Genomic DNA, 26994 nt, shown 5'->3' with positions numbered 1-26994 from the left:
GTATCTATGATGAAATTGTTAAATAATAATGTTTCGCGAGTTTTGGTTTTATTCACCGCCTGTACGCTTGTAGTCTCAACTCCCCTTGTACTTCCAGGTTCTCCTGCTCATGCCTATGTCAGCAGCCTTGGCAATCTTGTGAGTTCGAGTGTGACTGGAGATACCCTGACGCTCACTGTTGATAATGGCGCTGAGCCTAACGATGATCTTCTGGTTATACAGGCTGTGCAAAGCGGTATTTTGAAGGTTGATTATCGGCCTAATGGTGTAGCGTCAAGCACTAAAACGCCGATGCTGGATCCGAATAAAACGTGGTCTTCCGTAGGCGCTACGATTAACACGGCGACAAATCCAATGACAATTACGACCTCAACCATGAAGATCGAGATCACGAAAAGTCCTGTGCGGATGACGGTGAAAAAGGCCGATGGCACAACCTTATTCTGGGAACCGTCAGGAGGCGGGGTATTCTCCGACGGTGTGCGCTTCGTCCATAATACGGCAGACAATATGTACGGTATTCGCAGCTTCAATGCGTTCGACAACGGCGGGGATTTGCTGCGGAACACCTCCTCGGAACCTGCGCATGCCGGTGAGCAAGGCGATTCCGGCGGGCCGCTCATTTGGAGCACAGCTGGCTATGGCGTATTGGTTGACAGTGATGGCGGCTATCCGTACACGGACAGCGCAACGGGGAAAATGGAATTTTATTATGGCGGTACCCCTGTAGAAGGGCGCCGATATTCGAAGCAAAATGTCGAGTATTACATTATGCTTGGCTCTCCTAAGGAAGTCATGAGCAGCGTAGCAGAGATAACGGGCAAACCGCCGATGCTGCCCAAGTGGTCGCTTGGCTTCATGAACTTCGAATGGGATACGAATCAAACGGAAGTTACGAACAATGTGGACACGTACCGCGCCAAAAATATACCGATCGATGCTTACGCCTTCGATTATGACTGGAAAAAATATGGAGAAACAAATTATGGTGAGTTTGCTTGGAATACCACCAATTTCCCTTCTGCCTCCACAACAGCATGGAAGTCGACGATGGATGCCAAAGGCGTCAAAATGATCGGCATCACGAAGCCGCGGATCGTCACGAAAGATGCTTCTGCGGCTGCGACCACTCAAGGAACAGATGCGACAAATGGCGGGTACTTCTATCCGGGACACAGCGAGTATCAGGACTATTTCATCCCTGTCACCGTGCGCAGCATCGACCCTTATAATGCCAGTGAGCGCAGCTGGTTTTGGAATCATTCCAAAGATGCCCTTGATAAGGGGATAGTAGGGTGGTGGAATGATGAGACAGACAAAGTATCCTCCGGCGGCGCATCGTATTGGTTTGGCAACTTTACCACAGGTCATATGTCTCAGACGATGTACGAAGGGCAGCGGGCGTACACAAGCGGAGCACAGCGGGTTTGGCAAACCGCAAGAACCTTCTATCCCGGAGCGCAGCGTTATGCGACAACCCTTTGGTCTGGTGATATTGGCATCCAGTACAACAAAGGGGAGCGAATCAGCTGGGCTGCAGGGATGAAGGAGCAGCGAGCGGTCATGCTGTCTTCGATTAACAATGGGCAAGTGAAATGGGGGATGGATACCGGCGGCTTCAATCAGCAGGATGGGACGACCAATAATCCGAACCCGGATTTGTATGCGCGTTGGATGCAGTTTAGTGCGCTAACGCCAGTTTTCCGTGTACATGGGAACAATCATCAGCAGCGTCAGCCGTGGTATTTCGGATCGACGGCAGAGGAAGCCTCCAAAGAGGCGATCCAGCTTCGCTATTCTTTGATCCCCTATATGTATGCCTACGAAAGAAGTGCTTACGAGAATGGAAATGGGCTTGTTCAGCCATTGATGCAAGCCTATCCGACCGACACGACTGCGAAGAATTATACAGATGCCTGGATGTTCGGTGATTGGCTGCTGGCGGCTCCTGTTGTGGATAAACAGCAGACGAGCAAGGATATTTATTTGCCGGCAGGGACTTGGATCGACTATGCAAGAGGCATTACGTATACAGGCGGTCAGACGATTCAATATCCCGTGAACCCAGAAACATTAACAGACATGCCGCTGTTTATTAAAAAAGGTGCAATCATCCCTACCCAAAAAGTGCAGGATTACGTGGGCCAAAGCGCTGTCACATCCGTGGATGTGGATGTTTTCGCGAACTCAACACCATCGAGTTTCACCTACTATGATGACGATGGAGCCAGCTACAACTACGAGAGCGGCACTTATTTCAAGCAAAATATGACAGCCCAAGATAATGGTTCAGGCTCGCAAAGCTTCACGCTAGGAGCGAAAAGCGGAAGTTTCACACCAGCGCTGCAGTCCTACATCGTTAAGCTTCATGGTTCAGCGGCTACTTCTGTAACGAACAACAGCAGCGCAATGACGTCCTATGCGAGTTTGCAGGCGTTGAAAGCGGCGGCTGGTGAAGGGTGGGCGACAGGCAAGGATGTTTATGGCGATGTGACCTATGTGAAGGTGGCAGCAGGCTCCGCTTCTGCCAAAGCGATTGCCATCGCGGGTACGGCGGCAGTTGGCGCATCTTCCGTCCAATATGAAGCAGAGGATGCCTCGCTTTCCGGCAGCACCGTTGCTGCCAAGGCAACCGTGAATACGAATCATACCGGATATACAGGTACAGGATTTGTAGATGGATTGGGCAATGCAGGCGCAGGCATCACCTTCTATCCTAAAGTGAAAACGGGTGGCGACTACAATGTCTCGCTGCGTTATGCCAATGCTTCAGGAACGGCGAAGTCTGTCAGTGTTTTCGTGAATGGAAAAAGAGTGAAGTCCACTTCGCTGAACAGTTTGGCGAATTGGGATACGTGGGCAACGCAGTCGGAGACACTGCCATTGACCGCGGGCGCGAATATTGTCACTTACAAATACTATAGTGACGCAGGCGACACGGGGAATGTCAACTTAGATAATATCACGGTTCCTTTCACCCCGGTGGTCGGCAAATATGAGGCGGAGAGCGCAGAGATTTCTGGCGGCGCAGCGCTGAATGCGAATCATTGGAACTACAGTGGTACCTCATTTGTTGACAGTATTAGCGCAGTTGGCGGACAGGTGAAATATAACGTCAATGTTCCGAGCGCCGGAAGCTATCAGGTTGCTCTGCGTTATGCGAATGGCAATAGCGTGACCAAAACAGTAAGTACTTACGTGAATGGAACTAAATTGGGTCAGACCAGCTTTACAAGTCCCGGAGGCAATTGGAACGTCTGGCAGGACAATGTGCAAACGGTAACTTTGAATGCGGGAGTCAATACGATTGCCTTCAAATATGATTCAGGCGACAGTGGAAATATCAATCTGGATCGTTTGCTCCTTTCAACGGCTGCGGCGGGGACGCCTGTATCTGAGTTGAATCTGCTGGATAATCCTGATTTTGAACGCGACACAAGCCTGAGTCACAATTGGGTAGAGTGGCATCCAAGCACCCAGGCTGTTGCTTATGGCATTGACAGCGGTTCGACGACGAACCCGCCGGAATCACCTTGGTCAGGCGATAAACGAGCTTACTTCTTCGCGGCTGGCGCCTATCAACAGAGTCTGCATCAAACCATAGCAGTCCCCGTCAACAACGTGAAGTACAAAGTTGAAGCTTGGGTCCGCATGAAAAATACGACACCAACGACAGCGCGCATGGAAGTGCAAAATTATGGCGGATCGGCGATGTATGCGAATATCAGCAACAGCGGTGTGTGGAAATATATCAGCGTCAGCGATGTAATGGTGACCAATGGGCAGATCGATGTTGGCTTTTATGTAGATTCACCTGGCGGCACTACGCTGCATCTGGACGATGTGCGCGTAACGAAGCAATAACCAAAAAACCAGCACGCCCTTTCTTGCGGGTCGTGCTGGTTTTTGTTAGGGTGATCGCGTAGTTAACACTGCTGCCTCGCGCGGAGGGAACTACGATCCTCTATTTTGCCGAAAATCGACCAAATATCTATTCAAACGGAACTACAATCGCTTATTACCAAAATTTGGCCTCTGAAGCCTGCCTCTTGTGGCAAATAGCGCCCTGTAGTTCCGTTTCACTTTAAATCCAACACTTTCTTCCTCGAATAGCGTATCGAAGTTCCCTTTCAGCTGTCTGGCGGTTCCTGCTGCTTTAAACGCTCAGCAGCGATTGCTGAACCTCTTGCACAATCGCGAGCGCCGCGCTGCGTGCGCTGGAGAAGGCGCGTTCAGCAAGCTCGCCTTTGCCCGTACAGCCGTCGCCGCAGAAATAGAAAGGCACATTTTCCACGCGGATCGGCAAAAGGTTGTTCGTGGCAATGTTTTTCACACTGGAAACCATCGCTTTCTTCGAAACCCGCTTAACCGCCGTCACATCGCGCCAGCCTGGGTAATGCTTATCGAACAAGGCTTCCATTTGCGTATTCTTTTCTTCCAAATAAGCTTTGCGCTGCTCATCGCTGTCGAATTTATCGCTTAAGTAGGCAATCCCTTGCAGCAATTGACCGCCTTCCGGCACCAAAGTGTGGTCCGTAGCCGATACATCGCTGATGAATAATTTATTGTCCATATCACTGATGTAGCTGAATGGTCTGGCGACAACGCGGCTTAAGCCGACGTCATAAACCATAACTTCGGTTGCAGTATTGGCTTCATAAGGAGCAAGGAAGGGCTCCCACGCCGTGCCTTTTAATAATTTGACCACTTGCTGCACCGGCATGGCGAAAATGACTTTGTCAAAGGCCGTTTCCTGATTTTTGGTCTGCAAAATAAATTTGCGATCAGCATAGCGCAGACTCTCAACGCCTTCTTGAAGGGCAATGTTCCATTTTCCTGTGGAAGTGATTTTTTGCTTTAATTGATTGGTGATGACAGCCCAACTGCCAAGCACATAATTTACCGGTTTGGAGGAGAGGAACAGGTTATGGTAATACTCGCTGATGACAGCTCCGGAGACATTTCTGGCATCCTCAGGCGTAATGAAGAAGTTGGAGCAGACGAGATGTTCCCACAGTTCTTTCACGTCTTCATCGGCATTGGATTCGGCCAAGTAATCCGCTAAAGTCGCATAATTTTTTAAATTATGAATATTTGCGATGATCGCCGCGATTTCACCCACGAACCTTACTTTTTGCGCTGTGCTGAGCAGATCGGTTTTCAGTAAATTGATCGCATCAAGCGGAGCAGGTGTCAACTGATTATGTTTGGCGTAAAATACTTTGCGTTTATCCACTTGCTTGGAAGAAAAGGAGAGACCTAGTTCACGTTCCATATTGGTTAAGGTATGTCGGTCTATGCCATAGATGGCATGCGCGCCGTAATTCAGCGTGAAGCCCGCTTTCTCATACGTAAATGCACGGCCTCCAAGCTGCGGGCTGCGTTCGAATAAAATACCTTCAATGTTAGAGTTCTCCGATAAATAAGCTGCTGCGGTCAGTCCGGCTAGACCTCCGCCGATAATCGCTATTTTCATTTTGTGCTCCTCCTTGGGGGCTGGTTCTACTTGAAGTGGGGCATTGGGCGCTTCGGATCTAAGGCCCACCCATATCCAAGCTAAGTTATTGGTCATCATGGCGAGCAGGTCGGCATGCTCTTGGTTGCTCCAAGTTCGAAGCGTGCCAATGTACATGCATACGAGCAGATCGATTTTAAGTGGATCAGGCAGCCAGTGCAGCAAACTGTCCGAGAGAACGTTTAATTGGTGTTGTTCAGCCATTTTTACGGTTTCATTTTGTAAAGAAATAGCTTGCAGGCTGCGAATCAGCCTTGGTGATGATTGAATGTTAGACGCTAAGTCTAAAAACAAACGATTGATATGTCCTTCAAGCGACTGCACCTTTGAGGGCGGCTGTTTCACCCAATCCTGAATTAACTCGATTTGCTTGCTGTAGATGGCGGAAATGATGGCATCTTTACTTTTGAAATAATGGTAAAAAGTTCCCTTCGACGTCCGGGTAGCGGCAATTATGTCGTCTACGGATACATTTTCATATCCTTTGTCCATGAACATCGTTAAAGCGACTTCCATCATGACATCTCGCTTTTTGCGGGTAGTGGCTCTCATGAATTGACTCAGACGGCTCACTCCGTTCCCAATCATCGATTTATTCCTATTATATGCAAAAATAGACCGATAGTCTACATTTGAATTGACCGATGTCTGAAACAATCAGGAAAGATTAATCTAAACCATTGTTTCCCGTGTAGTGCCTTAGATTGCGGACTATACTTAGACCTAGAAAGCAATGAGAGGATGACACGTAAACTTGATAAAAACCGATTTAGGCTGGAACACTTTTTTCGAAAAATCATTTGAACCCTATCTTAGTGAAGGATATCAGGCAGGACGGGTGTCCTTGGAACATAAACATATGTATCGCGTGTTAACAGAATCGGGTGAGGTGTTAGCGGAAGTTTCCGGTAAAATGCGGCACCTTGCGATTCATCGTGAAGACTACCCAGCCGTAGGTGATTGGGTTGTGGTTTCAATCAGAGCCGAAGAACAGCGAGCAACGGTTCATGCTGTACTGCCGCGCCAAAGTAAGTTTTCCCGGAAAGTGGCTGGACAAGTCAATGAAGAGCAAATCGTCGCTACGAACGTAAATACCGTGTTTCTGGTTACTGCGCTGAATCAGGACTTTAATGTGCGCAGAATTGAACGTTACTTGGTGCTTGCTTGGGAAAGCGGGGCCAATCCGGTGATTGTGCTCAGTAAGGCGGATTTGTGCGAGGATCCGGAAGCCTTAGCTGCGGAAGTCGCGGCTATTGCTGTAGGTGTTCCCATTCATGTCATCAGCTCCGCTGCAAATCGTGGGCTTGACCAATTGGCTCCTTATATCTCGCGAGGTCAGACTGTGGCATTACTTGGCTCCTCTGGGGTTGGGAAGTCGACCTTGGTAAATCATATCTATGGGGAAGATATTTTGGAGACTGGCGATATCCGATTCGGAGACGACAAAGGGAAACATACCACGACCCATCGAGAGTTGATCACGCTGCCCGGCGGCGGCATTTTGATAGATACTCCAGGGATGAGGGAACTTCAGCTCTGGGACGCTTCCGAGGGGCTGAGCACCTCATTTCAAGATGTGGAGGACATCGCTGAGAAGTGCTTTTTTCAAGATTGCAAGCATGCTAATGAACCCAAATGTGCGGTGAGAAACGCGCTGGACGAAGGGACGCTTGGGCATGAGCGCTTTCAAAGTTATTTGAAATTGCAGAAGGAACTTGCCTACTTGGCGCGCAAAGAAGATAAAGGTCTGCAAGCAGCGGAAAAGGCCAAGTGGAAGAAGCTGCACCAGGCAATGAAAAGTCAAAATAATCGCTTGTAAGCTGCCAAACAACAGCAGAAATAACGAGCTCTGAGTAGCCTTTTGCCTGTAGCTGGATATGCTGTAGCTGTTCCTGCGGGCCGAGTATCCAGACTACGGTTTTGGAAGAATTATTGGTAGAAAAAGCGGTTTATTCGTTGAAACCTCACACTGTCGGGGTGATGTTTCTTTTTTTTGCAGCGGTGCCATTAAAAAGTCGCAATTGGATTGGATTTTTTCATATGTTTCCGATAAAATTAACGTAGAAGGACTAGGAAAGTGGAGGGACAAGCTTACTTGTGAGTGATTGTATTTTTTGTAAAATTGTTGCAGGGGATCTTCCTTCCAAGAAGGTTTACGAGGATGATCAGATTCTAGCTTTCCATGATATTCAGCCCGCATCACCGATCCATGTCCTGATTATCCCCAAAAAGCATATCGCATCACTAGCAGAAGCGGGTTCTGAAGACTGGGCATTGATTGGGCAGATGCAAAACGCTGCCGCGCAAATTGCTAGAGAACTAGGCGTTACAGAATCCGGTTATCGTGTCATTACCAATAATGGAGCGAACGCTGGACAGATTGTTCATCATCTTCACTATCATTTGATGGCTGGGGCAAGGTTGTCTCCTTTAGGCGTTCATAATTAACGCTATCTTTAATTAATCGCAAGTATTCGATTGACACCCTAATTACTATCACCTATAATGAGATTTGATGAACCGTTTGATCTTAGATGGTCTGTTCGGAGGGAGGGAAAACTGTTGTCAGAAACTCGAGTTCGTAAGAACGAAACTATAGATGCTGCACTTCGTCGCTTTAAGCGTTCCATCGCTAAGGATGGCATTCTAGCAGAAGTTAAGAAACGTAAACACTATGACAAGCCAAGCGTTAAGCGTAAGCTTAAATCAGAGGCTGCTCGTAAGAGAAAGTTCTAGGAGGCAACATGAGCTTAAGCGATCGATTGAACGAAGATATGAAGCAAGCGATGAAGAGTCAGGACAAGTTCAAACTCTCGGTTATTCGAATGGTGAGATCCACTATTAAGAATCAAGAGATTGATCTGAAAAGAGCCTTAGATGACAATGAAGTGCTTGACGTTCTAACTCGTGAAATCAAACAGCGTAAGGATTCCCTCCAAGAATTTACGAAGGCCGGCAGAGATGATTTGGCCGAGAGCCTGAAGGCAGAACTTGTTATTCTAGCTGAGTACATGCCGCAACAGCTTTCTGAGGAAGAAGTGAAAGCCATTGTACAGCAGACCATCGAACAAATTGGTGCTTCTTCCAAAGCGGATATGGGCAAAGTGATGACGGCATTGATGCCTCAGGTTAAGGGACGTGCTGATGGTAAACTTATCAATCAGTTAGTCCAACAATTATTGGGATAATACAAATGTGTTTTACAAGACCGAGAGGATTCCGTCCACTCGGTCTTTTTATTTTATTCACAAAATGAAACAGTTTGTCGTTTCGAGCGTACATATTAATGAGAAGGAAGAATCAGGGAAGGAGTGAAAGATGATGTTTGTTGAAAACTTGTCCGCCTTTCTGACTCATCCAGTTACTGCAACCGTTTTATTAGTGGTTGGTATAATTGGGATTGCTTTAGAACTTTTATTCTTTAGCAGTGGATTGCTCGCTTTAGCTGGGGTAGCAGGTTTTGGTCTCTATTTTCTTGGGTTTTATTTGGCAGGTTTTGCTGGTTTTGGCGATTTGGCCGTGTTTGGCATCGGATTAATTCTACTTATTTTGGAATTAGTTGTTCCCAGCTTTGGAATTCTAAGCGTACTGGGGGCCATATGCCTCTTTGGCGGCGTGCTGATGGCTTCGTCCAATCCCAAAGAAGCGGCGTTAATGCTGGGAATCGCCTTGTTGATTGCTATAGTTGTAATTGTGTATGCAATCAAAACCTTCAAGCACCGCGGCGTTTGGAATCGTTTTATTCTGAAAGAGCAGCTAACGACAGACAAGGGATTTACTTCGAGCCCGGATCTCATGTACTTAACTGGTTTGACGGGTGAAGCTGTAACTCCCCTTCGACCGGCAGGTACGGCTATCATTCAGGGGGAACGGATCGATGTCGTGACCAATGGCAGTTTTATTTCGGCTGGCAGGCAAGTTGTTGTTGTAGAAGTTGAGGGAGCTCGTGTCGTTGTCAAGGAGAAGGATTCAAAACTTAGTTAGGGGGATTTCAGAATGAATATTGAACCAGGCTTATATTTGGTGTTAATGGCAGCAATTATTATTATCGTATTATCAATTTTGTTAAGTGTTGTACCTGTTATGCTATGGATTTCAGCGCTCGCATCCGGGGTTCGCATCAGTATTATTACCTTAATTGCGATGAGACTTCGCCGGGTTACACCGAGCCGTATTGTGAACCCGATGATCAAAGCAACGAAAGCCGGTATTGATTTAAGTGTGAACCAACTAGAGAGTCATTTTCTGGCGGGTGGTAATGTAGACCGTGTTGTCAATGCCTTGATTGCGGCGCATCGTGCCAAGATTCATCTGGAATTTGAACGCGCGGCAGCCATCGATCTTGCAGGGCGTGACGTCTTGCTGGCGGTTCAAATGAGTGTAAATCCACGTGTCATCGAAACGCCTAATGTTTCGGCTGTTGCGAAGAACGGTATTGAGGTCAAAGTTATTGCCAGGGTTACCGTGCGTGCCAATATCGATCGGTTGGTCGGGGGCGCAGGTGAGGAAACGATTATTGCCCGTGTTGGCGAGGGGATCGTCACAACCGTCGGTTCGAGCGACTCGCATAAGGATGTGCTCGAAAATCCTGATTTAATCTCTCGTACAGTGTTAGGCAAAGGCTTGGATGCCGGTACTGCCTTCGAGATTTTATCGATTGATATCGCTGACGTAGATGTGGGCAAGAATATTGGCGCGCATTTGCAAACGGAACAAGCGGAAGCCGATAAGCGGATTGCGCAAGCCAAAGCGGAGGAAAGACGGGCAATGGCAGTTGCCGCTGAGCAAGAAATGAAAGCGAAGGTTGTCGAGATGCGTGCGAAGGTTGTTGAGTCCGAGTCGCAAGTACCGCTTGCCATGGCGGAAGCGCTTCGCAGCGGCAACTTAGGCGTGATGGATTATATGAATCTCAAAAACATTGATGCAGATACCCAAATGCGTTCTTCGCTAGGCAAAGTCAATGATGGCAAAGGCGATAAAGAATAAAAGGTTTATGAGGTGATCTCGTGGAACAACTCCTTGCATTTCTGTTTAAACATTGGTATCTGGTTATTATCGCAATAACGTTCCTCTATCAAGTCGGCAGCAAGCGCAGTCGTGGAGCGTCAGGATCGCCTAAGCGAGGGATGCCTTCGTTTGGAGAGACGACTACACGCGTCCCAAGGCCGTCTGAAGCGGCGGACGCAGCAACGCGAAGCTTTGGCGGCACGGAGCCTCCAAACCGCACAGCGGACGATTTTGGGCGGTCCCATGCTGGCAAACCTGAGGCGGCAATGCCCAAATCCAAAGGTTCGCCTTTTGGATCCACTGTGCAGAGGAGTACAGAAAATTCCCCCATTTATGCCAATGCGATTGCTTCATCCAGTGCATTTCCCGATGAGGTAAAGCAAGATCAACTGATGCAAGGCGTGATCTGGGCTGAAATTCTGGGTCCACCCCGATCGAAGAAACCATACCGCAGGTAAAAGTCCTTACAGAACGCCTTCTCGAGACATCGAGGGGGCGTTCTTTGCTTTGCAGGTTTTTCACATAAAATCAGCCATGCCCGCATAATTTGGTAGAAAGTCTATGCACTTCATCTGTCGTCATGATCATCTAGTTAGAGGGGGTACTGCCCAGCTATGCGTCGCTTGACCCGCAAATGGAACCAGTTCACGGCCAAAATCCTCGATCTTCCCCAGGATGTGGTACAGGACTTGCCGCGAATTACGATGATCGGCAACGTACAGCTTTATGTTGAGAATCACAGGGGCGTGCTTCATTTTTCAAGTGAGAATCTGAAGCTTGAACTAACGAAGGGGACGTTAGAAGTGTTTGGGAAAGACTTGGTTATTCGAGCTATTCTCTCTGAGGAAGTTTTTATTGAAGGCTGGATCGACAATGTGAAGTATGTGCCATAGATGAACAATAAGAGACAAGAACACAGGAGGCTGAGTTATGAAACAATCCATGTTCATAACCCGTTTGCGAGGGTATGTGCGCATTCAAATACGAGGCAGCGAGTGTGAGAGGCTCATTAATCCCATGATGGAGAAGGGCTTCTCCATATGGGATATTCAAGCGACACCGGAAGGAAAGCTGGAGTGCAATATACTTATAAAAGATTTCTTTCGGCTTAAGCCGCTGCTGAAACGGACAGGCTGCAGGATGCATGTACTGGAACGGTACGGGCTTCCTTTTTTTATGGAGAGATTGGGGCGGAGAAAGTTTTTTTTCGGAGGCATGGCTGCTTTTATCATTGGCATCTATGTGTTGACATCCTTTGTATGGCAAATTAGCGTGGAAGGGAATGACCGCATTACGGATGCGCAAATTCTTGAAGCTGCCTCCAAGCAAGGTATTCATCTGTTCCAGTGGAAGCTAAAATTGAAAAAAACAGAGGAGCTATCGCGCGATATTCAAAGTTTGCTGCCGAGCACAGCTTGGGTGGGCGTGGAAATTCGCGGTACTCATGTTACAATAAAAGTAGTGGAGGCGACGATTCCCGATCCCCGCAAATTGATGAACCCAAGAAACTTGGTCGCATCCAAAAATGCATTGGTAACGGAGATTATTTCGGATAAAGGAAAACCGCTGGTAAAGCCGAATACGTATGTTAGAAAAGGGGACGTGCTGATCTCGGGCACGATTGGCGACGAGCAGAACAATCAAGTTGTTGTCGCGGAGGGAAAAGTAAAAGGAGTGGTCTGGTATACCTCCCGAATTGAAGCGCCTCTTACGAAAACATATAAAGTCTACACAGGAGAGACTGCGAACCGCAATTATCTCGTATGGGGTACGCGAGCCCTGCAGCTAAGCGGTTACGGGAAGATGAGGTTTGAGCACTTCGAAACGATTCCGGAAAGGAAGACGATCGCTTGGCGATCTTGGGCCTTGCCGGTAGGCTGGTTGCATGAGAAGGTTATGGAAATGAATCTCGTAGAAGAACCGATTGAGGCAGCCAATGCCAGAAAGTCAGGCTTGGAGCAGGCTAGAGCCAAATTACTCGCAGCTTCAGGAGCGGATGCTAGACTCGTAGGTGAAAAAATTTTGCATGAAAAAACAGAGAATGGTAAAATTTATATAGACGTTCATTTTGAAGTCGAAGAAAATATCGCCGAAGAACAACCAATTGTGATACGAGGAGAATGAGGCCTGTTGGTAGAAAATGCGCAGTCAGTCAAACTTACATTGAAAAATCCGGCTGAGGGACTAGCCCTGTTCGGTCCTCAGGACAAGTTCCTGCATGTCATCGAAGCGGAAATTCCTGCACAGATCTTTACGCGTGAAGCTGAAATAACGATACAAGGTGCAGCTGCGGAAGTAAACTCACTTCAGCAGCTTTTTGAAGTTCTGCTCCAGCTCATAAGGAATAATTACACCTTGACAGAGCGGGATGTCCTCTATGCTGTCGAGCTCGCCAAACAGATGAAAGCCGATCAATTGCTGGATTTATTCAAAGGCGAAATTACATCGACACATAAAGGGAAACCAATTCGTGTCAAAACGATTGGACAGCGCAAATATGTAGAAACGATCAAGAAGAAGGATATCGTCTTCGGTATCGGCCCAGCGGGGACAGGGAAAACCTATCTGGCTGTTGTCCTGGCTGTTACGCGATTGAAAGAAGGCGCCGTCAAGAGAATCGTGTTAACGAGGCCAGCCGTCGAAGCGGGAGAGAGCCTTGGCTTCCTGCCGGGAGATCTCCAGGAAAAAGTTGACCCCTATTTACGCCCATTGTATGATGCTCTTAATGATGTGCTAGGTCCTGAACAAGTAGCTAAATCCCTAGAGCGAGGCCTGATAGAGATTGCTCCGCTCGCTTATATGCGAGGCAGAACGTTGGACGATTCCTTTATTATTTTGGATGAAGCCCAGAACACAACACCTGAACAGATGAAAATGTTTCTGACACGACTTGGCTTCGGATCCAAAATGGTGATTACCGGAGACGTCACGCAAATTGATTTGCCGCGCGGGAAATCGTCGGGTCTGGTTGAGGCCAACCGGATTCTAAGCGGGATTGAGGAGTTAGGCTTTATTTATTTCGATGAGCAGGACGTTGTTCGGCATTCGCTCGTTCAGAAAATCATTGTTGCCTATAATGCCGAGAACGAAAAGTGATTGTTGGCGGGTTGTTAGGTAGAGAGGAATGACCTCCGTGATGAAAAATGAAGTGCAAATGAAAGGCAAATTTCATTACCAGTTAAGCGGATGGAAATACAGTACTGGTATTCGGGTACTGTTGTTTCTTTTGCTGGCTTTCGGCTTCTATGTGTCTCTATATGCCAAGCTTGTACCGCAGGTATATGATATTGTACTCGGAACAACCAGTGAAAAGACGATCTATGCGCCCAGACAAATTGAGAACGCAATTGCGACAGAGCAGGCTAAAGAAGACGCGGCCAAGCGTGTACAGCCTGTGTATCGAATTGTCAATCTCAAGAATGATACGCTGATTGATGCCATTTATGATAAATTATTGCAAATCAATGCGGATGAAGAAGTCAAATTCGATGACAAGGTCAGCATTTATCGTCGTGTGATCCCTCAGCTTATCAGTGACTTGGAGAATGATTCGATCAAATCGCTGCGCGCTAGCGGTCAATACAATGTCCCGTTGCTTGAGCAAATTCAAACAGCTCTTGCCGAGCAGCAATATCAGCTCCCTGAAGAGTCCTATTTTAAGCTGCCGCGGATGACCAAAGAAGATTTGGCCGCTATGCGTCCGGTGACGAAGGATATTGTCGCGAAATTGATGAATGACCAAATTTTGGACGCGCAAACGGTGAGAGCCAAAGTAGCCGAGCTCGTCAACACATCCAACCTGACCAAAAATACTTCGCGTGAAATGGTGACGGAAATCGCGAGAGTCGTTATCACGCCGAATAAATTTTTTGATCAAAAAGGGACGGATGATGCGAAAGGTCAAGCGCGCGAGAACGTCAAGCCGGTCTACATCAACAAAAATGATGTGCTGGTCAAAGTCGGAGATATGATCACAGAAGAGATTTACGCCAGACTGGACAAGTTGGAATTATTGAAGGATAAAGCCAATTATTTGCCTCAGTTCGGGTTGAGTATACTTGCGGCCTTGTTGTCTTTGGTAGTGTTTATGTTTGTCAAACAGAGCTCACTGCCGATTAAATACAACAACTCTCAACTGGTTATGCTGATTCTTATTTTTCTCATCAATGTTATCAGTATGAAGATTATTTCTCTTGTTCAAAATCTGGATTATCCGTATATTGGTTACTTGGCTCCTACAGCTTTGGGCACCATCTTAATTGCGATCCTGCTTGATGCGCCGCTTGCTTTTGTTTCTTCGGTGCTATTCTCTTTGATGGCAAGCATCATTTTCAATACGGAGCATACATTGCTCTTTGATTTCCGTTACGGACTAGTCAGCTTAGTCATATGCTTTAGCGCTGTATTCACGATTCAAAGGGCCAGTCAACGTGCTACGATATTGAAGGCTGGTCTTATGATAGCTTTCTTCTCGATGCTCACGATTACTTCCATGCTGCTGATGGAAGATCACTTTCAACAGAAGGAAGCCTTGATATCGCTGTCATTCGCAGCTGCAGGAGGATTGCTTACCGTCGTGTTTGTTATCGGTTTGCTGCCCTTTTTTGAGGTTGCTTTCGGCATTCTGTCACCGCTTAAACTGGTGGAGCTTTCCAATCCGAATCATCCGCTGCTGCGCAAGCTTTTGACAGAGACGCCTGGCACGTATCATCACAGTGTTATGGTGGGGAATTTATCGGAAGCTGCTGCCGAGTCTATTGGAGCGGATGGGCTGCTGTGCCGTGTAGGATCGTACTATCACGATATCGGCAAGACGAAGCGACCAAGCTATTTCATCGAAAATCAAACGAATATAGAGAATCCGCATGACCGTATCGATCCGAATTTGAGCAAATCCATCATCATTGCCCATCCGCGGGATGGGGTAGAAATGCTGAAGGATTACAAAATGCCGAAACCGATTCGGGATATCGCCGAGCAGCACCATGGGACAACCTTGCTCCATTATTTTTATCATAAAGCGATGAAGCAAGCGGAGGAAGAAGGCAGCGACAAGGAGATCCGCGAAGAGGATTTCCGCTATCCGGGGCCCAAGGCCCAATCCAAGGAAGCCGCTATCGTTGGCATTGCGGATAGTGTTGAGGCAGCTGTTCGTTCGCTCCGCAACCCAACGCTTGAACAAATTGACTCCATGGTGCACAAGATTATCAAATCCCGTTTGGATGACGGTCAGTTCAATGAATGTGATATTACACTCAAAGAACTCGATAAGATCGCGAAGACATTAAATGAAACCTTGTTAGGCATTTTTCATTCTCGGATCGAATATCCAAGTGAACTGGCGCCCAAGAAATCAGGAACATAAAGATAAGAAGCTCACAAAGGGGGACAACAGGAATGGCAAGCTTAGATTTGACGCTAGAGTGGAGCAGTGAGCAGGAAGTGAAAGAAATCACGCCTGCTTTTATCGAGAAAGTGGAAGAACTGCTGCGTTTGGCAGGTGAGCTTGAAGGCATCGCGGCTGGAGAAGTAGCATTAACTTTTGTTGATGATCAAGCGATACAAGAGCTGAACAAGCAATACCGCGACTTAGACAAGCCTACGGATGTGCTTTCCTTCGCGATGAGTGAGTTCGGTGAGGATGAAATTCAGATTAACTATGAGGATGAGGGTGCGGATACCGAAGGGTTGGAGGACGATGAGATGGTGTCGGAATCCTTCATTGAGCCGCTTGGCGATATTATTATTTCGGTTCCACGCGCGATCGCGCAAGCGGAAGAGTATGGTCATTCTGTGGAGCGAGAGCTTGGATTTCTGTTCGTTCACGGCTTCCTGCATTTGATCGGCTACGACCATCAAAGTGAGGAAGAAGAGAAAGTCATGTTTGCTAAGCAGGAGGATATTTTGCTGAAGGCAGGTTTGACACGCTAATGAACGACGGCTTCCGTAAATGGCGCAGAAGCTTCAGGTACGCCTACGAAGGAATCAAATATGCTCTGGATACGCAACGCAATATGAAGTTCCATTTTTGCGTTGCTTTTCTTGTTTTACTGGCAGCCCTTTTTTTTCAATTGCCCAAAACGGATATTCTGTTCATATTATTAGCGGTTACATTAATGATCGTGACGGAACTAATTAATACGGCTGTGGAAAAAACGGTGGATTTGGCGATGCCAGACCGCCATCCGTTAGCCAAAATAGCGAAGGACGTCGCCGCGGCGTCTGTCTTGGTGTCCGCAGGATTTGCCGTCATTGTTGGCATGATTGTGTTCTATGAACCAATCGATCTCCTGCTGCGTAGATCCAGGTTAAACGAAACCCAAATTTCTGCAGGTACGATTTGGGTGCTGCTTGCTCTCGTTATTTTGACCGTCATCGTCATTGAAACCCGGTTCTCAGACAAGGGGAAGCTGGTTCGACCAAGCCTGTTGACGGCTATTGCTTTTGCCATTGCGACGGTAATGGCTATTTTCGTCTCACAAACCATCGTAGCTTTGCTTGCGTATACGATGGCTGTCATTATTTTTATCATGCTATATGATAAGAAGACGCGACCTTTTCCTGCCCTCTTTCTGGGGGCATTAATTGGTGTCGCTGTAACAATCCTCGCTTTTTCCTGCCTAAACATGCTATAACCTTATTATATGTGGAGAGAAGGCTGTCTTCGATGGACCCTAAAGAACTTATTCAACATGCTAAAGAAGCAATGAAACGCGCATATACCCCTTATTCGAATTTTCAGGTAGGTGCCGCGCTGCTAGATGCAGACGGTCATGTACATTATGGTTGCAATGTGGAGAATGCGGCATATGGACCAACGAATTGCGCAGAGCGCACGGCGATGTTTCGGGCTATTGCCGATGGACACAAAGCGGGTTCATTCCAAGCCATCGCCGTGATGGGAGACACAGATGGGCCGATTTCTCCTTGCGGCGTATGCCGTCAGGTGCTTGTTGAGCTCTGTTCGCCGGATATGCCGGTATATTTGGGCAGTCTCCAAGGGGATTTCGCAGAAACAACCGTGTCCGCTTTATTGCCGGGCGCTTTTACAACGAAAGATTTGCACGCAAATGGAGGATAACTAGAAGTGGCTAAAAAAGAATTTAAATCAGGATTCGTCTCTATCATCGGACGTCCGAACGTAGGGAAATCAACGCTTATGAATCAAATTATCGGGCAGAAGATTGCCATTATGTCCGACAAACCGCAAACCACCAGAAATAAAATCCATGGTGTCTATACGTCAGGTAGCGGCCAGATCGTGTTCCTGGACACGCCTGGTATTCATAAACCGACTTCCAAATTAGGCGATTATATGAGTAAAGTTGCTCATGGTACGCTTGGAGAAGTGGATGCCGTTCTGTTCTTGGTTGATGTCGTCGATGGCATTGGCGGTGGCGACCGTTATATTATCGAACAGTTAAAGCTGATTGAAACGCCTGTCATTCTGGTTTTGAACAAAATAGACATGGTGCAACCTGAAGCTTTGTTAGCTGTGATTACGAATTACAAGGATCTGTATGATTTTGCTGAAATCGTGCCGGTCTCTGCGCTCAAAGGGAATAACGTGACAACTTTGTTGGAACAAATTATTCGCTATTTGCCGGAAGGGCCCCAATACTACCCAGCAGATCAGATTACGGATCATCCGGAGCAGTTCGTCTGCGCGGAGCTTGTGCGCGAGAAAATTTTGCATATGACACGGGAAGAAATTCCGCACTCCATAGCTGTTCAGATCGAAGATATGCGTGTCGAGCCTAATGGCGTAGTTCATATCTCGGCTGTAATCTTTGTTGAGCGTGATTCCCAAAAAGGAATCGTGATCGGGAAGCAAGGCGCCTTGCTCAAAGAGATCGGCAGACAAGCGCGTAGAGACATTGAGACGCTGCTTGGTTCCAAAACCTTCTTAGAACTTTGGGTCAAAGTGAAGAAAGACTGGAGAAACCAAGATAGAGTACTGCGTGATCTTGGGTTCCGTCACGATTAATTGTAATTACCTAAAGAGTTCCAATTATTGTATCGCATAGAGATGCATTCTCTGCACATCCTATGAACATCACGTTCGATGGGGAGGATGCTGAACATGAAAGACTTTTCGTGGACGTATTTTTCAAAGACCGGTGATGTAGACGCCTACTTACTGTACAAGCAAGTAACCGGTGAGCCGGGAATGGATACCGAAGTGCAGGAAGAGGATCAAAGTAACGAAGAGCCGCTCGAGGGTCTGAATATGTAAATAAATGTTCGTAAGTCCAGAGCGGCATTTCATGGGGGAAATCATTTGCTGCGTAGTGTACAGGGGATCGTGCTCCGTAGTATGGACTATGGAGAGGGGAACAAGATCATTAGTCTGTTCACCCCCGAGCTGGGTAAGGTTGGCGTTATGGCTCGGGGTGCGAAGAAAGTGAAAAGTAGACATGCCGCCGTCACGCAGCTTTTTACGTACGGCGATTTTGTTTTTTTTAAACAAAAAGGTCAGATGGGTTCGCTTAATAGCGCTGAGATTATTGAAGCCCATCATGCCTTGAGGGAAGACCTTCATATGTCTGCCCATGCATCCTATTTGGTTGAAATGACGGATCGGATGCTCGGTGACGAAGAAGGAAGCGCCTATATATTTGAACAGCTCAAAGCAGGATTAATGGCTATTCAAGAAGGCAAGGACATGCAAATTGTCGTTCACCTGTATGAAATGAAAATGTTTGAGTTGGCTGGCTATTTGCCTGTGACAGATGCCTGTGTATCCTGCGGAGAAACAACCGGTATGGCTAGTTTTAGCCCTGCCATGGGCGGGACGCTCTGCACACGCTGCCGCTATAAAGATGCGGTTGCGCTTCCTATAGGGGAAGGGACGTACAAACTACTAAAGTTATTTCCTAGGATGGATATGCGCAGATTAGGTGCGGTTCAGGTGAAGGATGAAACGAAAAACCAGTTGAAAGCTTGTATGCGTGCTTATATGGATGTACATATTGGCGTGCAATGGAAATCAAGAGGATTTATTGAACAAATGGAGAAATATAATATATAGCATTTACGGCCAACGTGTTGATTTGACATGTGATTTTGCGTCTGCTATGATGTGGTGGAAAACACCTCGCCCTTGTGCTGCCCGCATATCGGTGAGTTTTTTTATGCTTTCGTTCTGTTCTCATAACCGTTACATACTAATGACAATGCAGGGCCTCGTCCCTGCTGAAAGGGGCTAAGGAAAGATGGACCATCCATTACCTACTCGGGTCTATGTCGTATCTGATTCTGTTGGCGAGACGGGAGAGTCGGTCGTACGCGCGGCTGCCATGCAGTTTCACCCTGCACCGGTGGAGATTGTAAGAGCGCCATTTATCCATGATTTTGAGGGTATTGATAAAGTAGTGAATGCGATTCGCATTCATGGCGGTATTGTTGTCTTTACCTTAGTCATACCAGAGCTGCGAGACGACCTGATAACGAAGGCTCAACAATACGATATTCCGCATATCGATCTCTTGGGACCTGTCGTTGCGACGCTTGGGCAAGCACTGCGACAAGAACCGCGCAGACAACCAGGCATGATTCATCCGTTGGATGAGGATTATTTCAAAAAGGTAGAAGCCGTTGAATTTGCAGTCAAATATGACGACGGGCGAGACTTTAGCGGGATTCAAAAGGCCGATATCATCCTATTAGGCGTATCTCGAACTTCGAAAACGCCGCTATCTATGTATCTTGCGCACAAAAGGTTCAAAGTGGCCAACGTGCCGTTAGTCCCTGAAATGCAGCCGCCCGCTGCCATCTATACCGTGCCCAAAGACAAGATCATTGGATTGCGCATTGATCCTGATAAATTGAATGTGATCCGCCAGGAACGTCTGCGCACACTTGGACTTGCAGAAAATGCAACCTATGCGAATGTAGAACGTATTAAATTAGAACTGGCTTTTGCTGATAAAATTATGAGCAAAATCGGTTGTGTAATTTTTGATGTCTCAAATCGTGCGGTCGAAGAAACAGCAAGCTTGGTTATGGATCATATTGAACGAATCCAGTAGGATTTTATGTTTATCCTAGCAGGATTTTTTGCAAGTCCATCGTATATAATAGTACGGTGAGATTTCATTTAAGGGCAGGGGCTGAACCACATGCGAACGAGATGCATCATCGTTGACGCCGATGCTTGTCCCGTGAAATCTGAAATTGAGCACGCAGGTAGGCAGTTTGGTGTACAAGTTGTTCTAGTTGCCTCTTTTGATCATCGGATGAAGGAAAACCCTGGCGTGAAGGTCGTTCAAGTGGACCGATCGGACCAATCTGTTGATCTGTACATCGCCAATCAGATTAAGCCAGGAGATATTTTGGTCACCCAGGACTTCGGTCTCGCCGCCTTGGGATTGGCAAAGGGTTCTATATGCTTGACGAATCGAGGGCAGGAATATACCAATAGCTCGATTGATTTCCTATTGGAACGTCGCCACGTATCGGCAAAAATGCGCAGAAGCGGCAAGCATACCAAGGGTCCAAAACCGTTCACAGAGGAAGATCGTAAAAATTTTCTACATGGTTTGACAAAACTTTTAAAATATTTGCAGGAAATCGAAAATGAGTAGCGAATAGTAATTAGTCGGAAAAGCGACCTGAATTGTAGGTGGAATAAAAAATGCGGTACGGACGCATACCTGAAGAGGTCATTGAGGCTGTACTCAAGCGCCATGACATCGTTGATGTAATTGGCAGGCACGTGCATTTGAGCAAACAAGGGCATTATATGAAGGGACTATGTCCTTTCCATTCCGAGAAAAGTCCTTCTTTTACAGTTACACCAGAGAAACAAATTTATCGTTGCTTTGGCTGTAATGTAGGCGGCAATTTAATTCGTTTCATTATGGAGATTGAAGGACTAAGCTTCGCTGAAGCCATCACCAAGCTTGCCGAGGAAGCAGATATTCCCATCACATGGGAAGAAGCGACCGAGGAACAGAACGAGCAGCAGCAAGAGAAAGCTACTTTACTGAAGGCATATGATTTTACGGCGAAACTGTATCATTACATTCTTGGCAATACGGATCAAGGCAAAGTAGCCAAAGGATATTTGGCATCACGAGGCATTTCGGATAAGCTGATCGATACGTTTCAGATTGGTTATGCTCCGGCGATGTGGGATACACTCGTTCAACAGCTCGAGAAACGTGAGTTTGATCTGGCACTCATGGAGAAGGGCGGATTGCTCTCAGCCAAACATGAAGGGAACGGCTATGTCGATAAATTTCGCGAACGCATTATTTTTCCTATTTGTGACGCTACTGGCAAAGTGATTGCCTTCGGCGGCAGATCAATGGGAGATGGGCAGCCTAAGTATCTGAATAGTCCAGAGTCCATTTTGTTCAACAAGAGCAGAACGATGTACAACCTTCACCAGGCTAGGCCCAATATGCGAAAGCTTCAACAAGCTGTGCTCTTCGAGGGTTATGTGGATGTAATCAAAGCTTGGGAAGCTGGTATCAGCAATGGTGTCGCTACAATGGGGACCGCTTTGACTAAGGAGCATGCAGCTTTACTGAACCGCAATGCGGACCAAATCGTCATTTGTTATGACGGGGATAATGCCGGTCAATCTGCAGCTTTCAAAAGCATTCCGATCTTGGAAGAAACGGGAAGCCGAGTGACAGTGGCAATGCTGCCGGATGGCAAAGACCCTGATGATTATGTCAGAAATTATGGTTTTGACCGATTTGTGCGGGAGATCATTGAACCTGCCGTACCGTCGATGAAATATAAGCTTTTGTATATCCGCAGAAATTTTAAGTTGCATGAGGACGGTGACCGACTGCGTTATCTGCAATCCGCTGTAAAATTAATCAGTGATCTCCATTCTCCAATGGAGCGCGAACATTATTTGAAACAATTGGCGTCAGAATTCCCAGATTCCTCGTATGAAGCCATGAAGCTTGACCTTCATGAAATCTTGCTGCAATCGGAAAAAAACCGACCAGATGGGGATAATAAACCAATTCTGTGGAATAATGTTATGAATAATGGGAGAACAGCGGAACGAACACGTAAGAAAACGCCTTCTCTTTTGCCCGCTTATCACAATGCAGAACGATTAATTCTTGCTGTAATGATGCATGATCGAGATGTTTGTACCCACGTGGAAGCACAATTGGGTGATCAGTTCAATGTTGAAGCTCACGCAGTCTTAGCTGCTTATTTATATGCTTACTACGCTCAGAATGCTGAGCCGGATGCAAGCCGATACATTGCCATGCTGCAAGACGAACAGCTGGAGAGCTTGGCTAGTTCCATTGTTATGATGGGAGCTGGTCATGGAATGAACGAACAAGTGATTGACGACTATATTCGCCAAATTCGCAAAGTTCCTATGCAAGATGAAGTTGAACGCAAGAAAGAAGAACGAGTTCGCGCCGAGCGCGCGGGCGACCATCTAAGAGCAGCACAAATAGCAATTGAAATTATCGCCCTAGAAAAACGATTGAAGTCAACTTAGAATTGCTGAATGACTAGGGAGGAGGGAGTCCGTACTATGGCGAATGATCAGCGTACAGAACTAGAGACAGAGTTGACCCTGGACCAGGTGAAAGACCAGCTTATTGAGCAGGGGAAAAAGCGGTCCTCACTTACTTACAAGGATATTATGGAGAAATTAGCTCCCTTCGATCAGGATCCAGAACAAATCGATGAGTTTTTTGAACAGCTTTCAGAGCAAGGTATCGATGTTGGGAATGAATCTGATGAGGATTCGATGAATCCGGAAGAGAACGAACGCGATGAATTCAACTTCGATGATGATCTGGCTTTGCCGCCTGGAATTAAGATTAATGATCCAGTTCGGATGTATTTGAAGGAAATTGGTCGTGTGCCGCTTCTTTCTGCGGAAGATGAAGTTGGTTTAGCCAAACGGATCGAAAATGGGGACGAAGAAGCGAAGAGACGCTTGGCAGAAGCGAACTTGCGACTCGTTGTCAGTATCGCCAAAAGATATGTAGGCCGCGGCATGCTTTTCCTTGATTTAATCCAAGAAGGAAACATGGGTCTCATTAAAGCCGTTGAAAAGTTCGATCATACCAAAGGCTACAAATTCAGTACCTATGCGACGTGGTGGATTCGTCAAGCGATAACTCGCGCTATTGCTGACCAAGCGAGAACGATTCGGATTCCTGTACATATGGTCGAAACCATTAATAAATTAATCCGTGTTTCTCGCCAATTGCTGCAAGAACTGGGGCGCGAACCAACGCCGGAAGAGATTGCCAAAGAGATGGATTTGAGCACCGACAAAGTTCGTGAAATCATGAAGATCGCACAAGAACCGGTATCGCTGGAAACACCAATTGGTGAAGAAGACGATTCGCATTTGGGAGATTTCATTGAGGATCAAGAAGCATTGGCTCCGGCAGATGCTGCTGCGTATGAACTTCTGAAGGAACAGCTTGAGGATGTCCTGGATACGTTGACGGAAAGAGAAGAGAATGTGCTTCGCTTGCGTTTCGGTCTTGATGATGGACGTACCCGTACATTGGAAGAAGTAGGTAAGGTGTTTGGCGTAACACGTGAGCGGATTCGTCAGATTGAAGCGAAAGCGTTGCGTAAGTTGAGACATCCTAGCCGTAGCAAACGTTTGAAAGATTTCTTAGAATAAAGACGCTGTGAGAGGGCCCTGCCATATTCGGCGGGGTCTTTTTTTATGAAAATTATGTCTAAAAATTAAGGGCAAAATCACCGATAAAGTAGCTAGGAAGGTGAGCGACGAAATGGATGCTGAGAAACGAAAAGTGATTGTAAGGGAAATCGATCATTGGCGCAGAAGCAAGCTGCTTCCCGAGCACTATTGTGATTTTCTATTGAATTTGTATGTGGATGAGGCGACGCCTAAACCGGCTTCATTAATGGGGGTATCCGCAACCTCGGTAGCAAACAGTAATTGGAAAATATGGTTAGTCGTTATGGCGGTGATTGCCGCTCTGGCCTTATCTGCTCTTAATTTTAACTCTTTTGGAATGCCAATGCAAATTGGAATTTCCACGCTTTTTGTCATCATTTGTTATGGGTTTGCTTACCGGCAGTTCACGAAAGCTCCTGTAGTTTCCTATCTGCTTTGTGGGGTTGCTTCGGTTGCATTGCTGCTTCTTGGTCTATACTTGATGGACATACATGAAGTTCAGTCATCCTATGCCTATGTAGGATATTTAGCTTTCTGCAGTGTTGTATGGTTATTTAATGGCCTTGTAGGACGCATGGCGATTTATCAGCTTTGCGGTTGGTTGGGCTTAGTAGGCACTTATGGCTGGCTGCTTCTGCATAAGTTGGAGAGTCCAGGCTGGTTCTCACTCGAAATTAGTTGGATACCGGTGAGTATTGTACTCATATGGATTGCTTGGCTTGCGCATCATACGAATAAGCAGGCGGCTGGTGTATTGCTTCTGGTTGGCGGCATCGCTTGGTTTGCGCCAGAGGCTATGACATTCTTAGTTGATGTCGATATGACAGCACGCGTCATCCAATTGTCTTTTACAGCTAAATTAGTTTCTGCGGGCATCGCGTTATTTTTGTTTCGTAAAAAATGGGTAGAGTGGGTAATGTAACGTATGGTGAAATTATCGAAAAGATTGCAAATGATTGCAGATCGTGTTCCTGCAGGTTCCAAAGTCGCGGATATTGGATCGGATCATGCCCTGTTGCCAACTTATTTGGCTCAGCGGGGTATTATTTTGTTTGCTGTGGCGGGTGAGGTAAATCCAGGTCCATATGAAGCTGCGACAAGGCAGGTGCTTGAGAGCGGCTTGTCTAAAGTAATAAGTGTAAGATCCGGCGACGGATTAGCGGTGATTGAAGCAGGCGAAGTGAATGTGATCACAATTGCCGGTATGGGCGGCAGTCTGATGGCAAGCATTCTGGAGGCGGGGAAACATAAGCTTACTGGAGTGACCCATCTCATTTTGCAGCCGAACGTTGGAGAAGACCATGTTCGACGCTGGCTGTTAGAACAAGGGTGGAAGCTGGAGTCGGAAACCATACTGGAGGAAGACGGCAAAATCTATGAAATTCTAACGGCTGTTGCTGTACCCGCGGAAGAGAGAGCAAAGCTGGCAGACCTGTACACGGAACGCTTGCTTGCAGGAGGCTTAAAGGTTTCACAGGAGCGCCTGTTTCAAATGGGGCCTTATTTGATCCATCAAGCACCGGATGTATGGTTTGCAAAGTGGGAAAGTGAATTAAGGAAGCTGGCGATGATTGAGGATCAACTGGGTCGATCAACTGCAGAAGCTTCCATCGAGAAAGCGGCCCAAGTGAGACAAGAAATGAATGAGATCAAGGAGGTACTCGCATGTTTGCAAAAGGTCAAACCGTAGTTCAGCTGTTCGAACAGCTGGCGCCCAAGCATTATGCGATGCCGGATGACAAAATTGGCTTGCAGTTAGGTTCGCTGCAAAAAGAAATTCAAAAAGTGCTGGTCGCCCTGGATGTTACCGATGAGGTCGTTCAAGAAGCGATTGAGCTTGGAGCCAATTTAATAATCGCCCATCATGCGATTATTTTCCGGCCGCTTGCGCATCTTCAAACGGATACACCGGCAGGCCGTTTATATGAGAAATTAATCAAGAATGACATCGCGGTCTATATTGCCCATACGAATTTGGATGTGGCCGAAGGCGGCGTCAACGATATGATGGCGGACAAGCTTGGCTTATCGGAGCTTACGCATCTGGAAGATGTGCATACCGAGAAGCTGCAGAAGCTTGTGGTCTTCGTCCCTGAGACGCATCATCAGGCGGTGCTGGATGCCCTATTCACCGCGGGCGCGGGGTGGATTGGGCAGTACAGCCACTGCAGCTTCAACATCCCCGGCACGGGCACGTTCCTGCCGCAGGAAGGGACGCACCCGTATATCGGGGAAGCGGGCAAGCTTGAGCGCGTACAGGAAGTACGCGTAGAGACAATTGTAACCGCGAGCGTCCAGCGCAAGGCGGTTCAAGCCATGCTCAAGGCCCACCCCTATGAGGAGGTGGCCTATGACCTCTACCCGATGGACCTCAAGGGTAGAGTGTTCGGGCTGGGGCGCGTAGGCAAGCTGCCCGCGGCCATGACGCTCCGCGAGCTGACCGAGCTCGCGAAGCAGGTCTTCGACGTGCCGGCGGTGCGCGTCGTCGGGGATCTAACGCGGCCCATCCGCAAGGTGGCCGTGCTGGGCGGCTCCGGGGGCCGCTACATGCGGCACGCCATGTTTGCCGGCGCCGATGTGCTGGTCACCGGCGACATCGACTACCACACCGCGCATGATGCGTTGGCTGCGGGGTTGACCTTGATCGACGTTGGGCACAACGTCGAGAAGATCATGAAGCGCGGCGTGGCCGATTATCTCGCCGCGCAACTGACCAAAACGGATACGCAGGTGCTGGCATCCGCGGTCGATACAGAACCGTTTCAGTTTTTATAGAACAAACAGAGTTGTAATTCAAAGGCATTCCTAGTATACT

At 47.3% G+C, this 26994-nt stretch carries 26 protein-coding genes; 25 read left to right on the top strand and 1 reads right to left on the bottom strand.

Annotated features, from left to right (window positions below; genetic code table 11):
* Positions 1 to 6: 6 nt before the first annotated feature.
* Positions 7 to 3864, top strand: a complete 3858-nt coding sequence (locus tag IEY34_RS01150) for a TIM-barrel domain-containing protein (protein WP_189006390.1) — start codon at positions 7 to 9, stop codon at positions 3862 to 3864.
* Positions 3865 to 4156: 292 nt separating this feature from the next.
* On the opposite strand, the gene IEY34_RS01145 is transcribed toward IEY34_RS01150, so the two are convergent.
* The gene (locus IEY34_RS01145) at positions 4157 to 6103 is read right to left on the bottom strand and encodes an FAD-dependent oxidoreductase (RefSeq protein WP_229757402.1); all 1947 of its coding nucleotides are present in this window, start codon (positions 6101 to 6103) and stop codon (positions 4157 to 4159) included.
* Positions 6104 to 6359: 256 nt separating this feature from the next.
* Here IEY34_RS01145 and rsgA point away from each other — a divergent pair, with 256 nt between their 5' ends.
* The 24 genes from rsgA (at position 6360) to IEY34_RS01025 (ending at position 26954) form a co-directional block, all read left to right on the top strand.
* The gene (rsgA, locus tag IEY34_RS01140; RefSeq protein ID WP_373291136.1) at positions 6360 to 7334 is read left to right on the top strand and encodes a ribosome small subunit-dependent GTPase A; all 975 of its coding nucleotides are present in this window, start codon (positions 6360 to 6362) and stop codon (positions 7332 to 7334) included.
* A gap of 278 nt (positions 7335 to 7612) precedes the next feature.
* Positions 7613 to 7963 carry a histidine triad nucleotide-binding protein gene (locus IEY34_RS01135; protein ID WP_189006387.1) on the top strand — a complete coding sequence of 117 codons (351 nt, stop codon included), beginning with the start codon at positions 7613 to 7615 and terminating at the stop codon, positions 7961 to 7963.
* 114 nt (positions 7964 to 8077) lie between these two features.
* Entirely contained in the window at positions 8078 to 8251 is a 174-nt protein-coding gene (gene rpsU / locus IEY34_RS01130; protein ID WP_029195880.1) for a 30S ribosomal protein S21, read from the top strand.
* An 8-nt stretch (positions 8252 to 8259) separates the two neighbouring features.
* Complete coding sequence (locus IEY34_RS01125) at positions 8260 to 8703, top strand: GatB/YqeY domain-containing protein (protein ID WP_189006384.1); 444 nt, start codon at positions 8260 to 8262, stop codon at positions 8701 to 8703.
* Between the two features lie 130 nt (positions 8704 to 8833).
* Complete coding sequence (locus IEY34_RS01120) at positions 8834 to 9499, top strand: NfeD family protein (RefSeq protein ID WP_189006381.1); 666 nt, start codon at positions 8834 to 8836, stop codon at positions 9497 to 9499.
* Positions 9500 to 9511: 12 nt separating this feature from the next.
* Positions 9512 to 10501 carry a flotillin-like protein FloA gene (gene floA, locus IEY34_RS01115; protein ID WP_308422972.1) on the top strand — a complete coding sequence of 330 codons (990 nt, stop codon included), beginning with the start codon at positions 9512 to 9514 and terminating at the stop codon, positions 10499 to 10501.
* Between the two features lie 20 nt (positions 10502 to 10521).
* Entirely contained in the window at positions 10522 to 10980 is a 459-nt protein-coding gene (locus IEY34_RS01110; RefSeq protein ID WP_189006378.1) for a YqfB family membrane protein, read from the top strand.
* 156 nt (positions 10981 to 11136) lie between these two features.
* Positions 11137 to 11415 carry a sporulation protein YqfC gene (yqfC, locus tag IEY34_RS01105; protein WP_189006375.1) on the top strand — a complete coding sequence of 93 codons (279 nt, stop codon included), beginning with the start codon at positions 11137 to 11139 and terminating at the stop codon, positions 11413 to 11415.
* 37 nt (positions 11416 to 11452) lie between these two features.
* A complete protein-coding gene (gene yqfD / locus IEY34_RS01100) occupies positions 11453 to 12646 on the top strand; it encodes a sporulation protein YqfD (protein WP_189006373.1) in 1194 nt (397 codons plus the stop codon).
* Between the two features lie 6 nt (positions 12647 to 12652).
* Positions 12653 to 13618, top strand: a complete 966-nt coding sequence (locus IEY34_RS01095) for a PhoH family protein (RefSeq protein WP_189006370.1) — start codon at positions 12653 to 12655, stop codon at positions 13616 to 13618.
* A gap of 40 nt (positions 13619 to 13658) precedes the next feature.
* Positions 13659 to 15887 (top strand): HD family phosphohydrolase, encoded by a 2229-nt coding sequence (locus IEY34_RS01090; RefSeq protein ID WP_189007045.1) that lies wholly within the window; start codon positions 13659 to 13661, stop codon positions 15885 to 15887.
* A gap of 32 nt (positions 15888 to 15919) precedes the next feature.
* Positions 15920 to 16453 (top strand): rRNA maturation RNase YbeY, encoded by a 534-nt coding sequence (gene ybeY / locus IEY34_RS01085; protein WP_189006367.1) that lies wholly within the window; start codon positions 15920 to 15922, stop codon positions 16451 to 16453.
* The gene (locus tag IEY34_RS01080) at positions 16453 to 17157 is read left to right on the top strand and encodes a diacylglycerol kinase (RefSeq protein WP_189006364.1); all 705 of its coding nucleotides are present in this window, start codon (positions 16453 to 16455) and stop codon (positions 17155 to 17157) included. The genes ybeY and IEY34_RS01080 overlap by 1 nt, the downstream gene beginning before the upstream one ends.
* A gap of 11 nt (positions 17158 to 17168) precedes the next feature.
* Positions 17169 to 17603 carry a cytidine deaminase gene (locus tag IEY34_RS01075; RefSeq protein WP_268240097.1) on the top strand — a complete coding sequence of 145 codons (435 nt, stop codon included), beginning with the start codon at positions 17169 to 17171 and terminating at the stop codon, positions 17601 to 17603.
* A 6-nt stretch (positions 17604 to 17609) separates the two neighbouring features.
* Positions 17610 to 18509: a GTPase Era gene (gene era, locus IEY34_RS01070; RefSeq protein WP_189006358.1), complete on the top strand. Its 900-nt coding sequence runs from the start codon at positions 17610 to 17612 to the stop codon at positions 18507 to 18509.
* Between the two features lie 96 nt (positions 18510 to 18605).
* Complete coding sequence (locus IEY34_RS01065) at positions 18606 to 18758, top strand: YqzL family protein (protein WP_189006356.1); 153 nt, start codon at positions 18606 to 18608, stop codon at positions 18756 to 18758.
* A gap of 45 nt (positions 18759 to 18803) precedes the next feature.
* Complete coding sequence (gene recO / locus IEY34_RS01060) at positions 18804 to 19553, top strand: DNA repair protein RecO (protein WP_189006354.1); 750 nt, start codon at positions 18804 to 18806, stop codon at positions 19551 to 19553.
* Positions 19554 to 19737: 184 nt separating this feature from the next.
* A complete protein-coding gene (locus IEY34_RS01055; RefSeq protein WP_189006352.1) occupies positions 19738 to 20553 on the top strand; it encodes a pyruvate, water dikinase regulatory protein in 816 nt (271 codons plus the stop codon).
* A 90-nt stretch (positions 20554 to 20643) separates the two neighbouring features.
* On the top strand, positions 20644 to 21108 hold the full coding sequence (locus IEY34_RS01050; protein ID WP_189006350.1) for a YaiI/YqxD family protein: 465 nt from the start codon (positions 20644 to 20646) through the stop codon (positions 21106 to 21108).
* Positions 21109 to 21158: 50 nt separating this feature from the next.
* Positions 21159 to 23006, top strand: a complete 1848-nt coding sequence (dnaG, locus tag IEY34_RS01045; RefSeq protein WP_189006348.1) for a DNA primase — start codon at positions 21159 to 21161, stop codon at positions 23004 to 23006.
* A 36-nt stretch (positions 23007 to 23042) separates the two neighbouring features.
* Positions 23043 to 24158 (top strand): RNA polymerase sigma factor RpoD, encoded by a 1116-nt coding sequence (rpoD, locus tag IEY34_RS01040; protein WP_028558036.1) that lies wholly within the window; start codon positions 23043 to 23045, stop codon positions 24156 to 24158.
* A gap of 112 nt (positions 24159 to 24270) precedes the next feature.
* Positions 24271 to 25101, top strand: a complete 831-nt coding sequence (locus IEY34_RS01035) for a hypothetical protein (protein ID WP_189006346.1) — start codon at positions 24271 to 24273, stop codon at positions 25099 to 25101.
* A 3-nt stretch (positions 25102 to 25104) separates the two neighbouring features.
* On the top strand, positions 25105 to 25869 hold the full coding sequence (locus IEY34_RS01030) for a tRNA (adenine(22)-N(1))-methyltransferase (protein ID WP_189006344.1): 765 nt from the start codon (positions 25105 to 25107) through the stop codon (positions 25867 to 25869).
* A complete protein-coding gene (locus tag IEY34_RS01025) occupies positions 25845 to 26954 on the top strand; it encodes a Nif3-like dinuclear metal center hexameric protein (RefSeq protein ID WP_189006341.1) in 1110 nt (369 codons plus the stop codon). Before IEY34_RS01030 ends, IEY34_RS01025 begins: the two co-directional genes overlap by 25 nt.
* Positions 26955 to 26994 lie beyond the last annotated feature (40 nt).

This window comes from Paenibacillus marchantiophytorum (genome assembly GCF_014640555.1).
GTDB classification, from domain to species: Bacteria; Bacillota; Bacilli; order Paenibacillales; family NBRC-103111; genus Paenibacillus_E; species Paenibacillus_E marchantiophytorum.
This window is presented reverse-complemented; position numbering and strand designations above follow the sequence as displayed.